At 79.8% G+C, this 484-nt stretch carries 1 protein-coding gene; it reads left to right on the top strand.

Features of this window, described 5'->3' with window-relative positions:
* Positions 1–484 (top strand): sensor histidine kinase (locus tag LPA54_RS37160; protein WP_228984874.1); only part of this gene is annotated, 484 nt, incomplete at both ends.

Below are 484 nucleotides of genomic sequence, written 5' to 3'. Positions count from 1 at the left end.
AGGCCCTCGACGACATCGCCGGCACCTGCCGTACCGCGCGCGGCGAACTGCGCGCCACGCTCGAGGTGTTGCGGGACGACGGCGGCCCCGAGGACGCCCGTGGCCCGCTCGCCGGGCTGGACGGGCTGCCCGACCTGGTGGAGGCCGCGCGCCTGGCCGGCGCCCGCGTGGAGCACCGCGTGCGGGTCACGGAGCCGGTGCCGCCCGCGGTCGGGGCCGCCGCGTACCGCGTGGTGCAGGAGGCGCTGACCAACGTGGTCCGGCACGCCGGCCCGGGGCCCGCCGTAAGCGTCGACGTGAGCGACCGGGACGGGACGCTGCGCATCGGCGTCACCGACGACGGCACCGGACCCGACCCCGGCGGCACCCCCGGGTTCGGGCTGGTCGGCATGCGGGAGCGGGCGCGCAGCGTGGGCGGCACGCTGGAGGCCGGTCCCCGCGAGGGCGGGGGCTTCCGGGTGACCGCCGCCCTGCCGCTGACCGA

Source organism: Streptomyces sp. DH12, assembly GCF_020873895.1.
In the GTDB taxonomy this organism is placed as follows: domain Bacteria; phylum Actinomycetota; class Actinomycetes; order Streptomycetales; family Streptomycetaceae; genus Streptomyces.
Note: the sequence above shows the minus strand (reverse complement) of the source record. Positions and strands in the feature narration are given on the sequence as shown.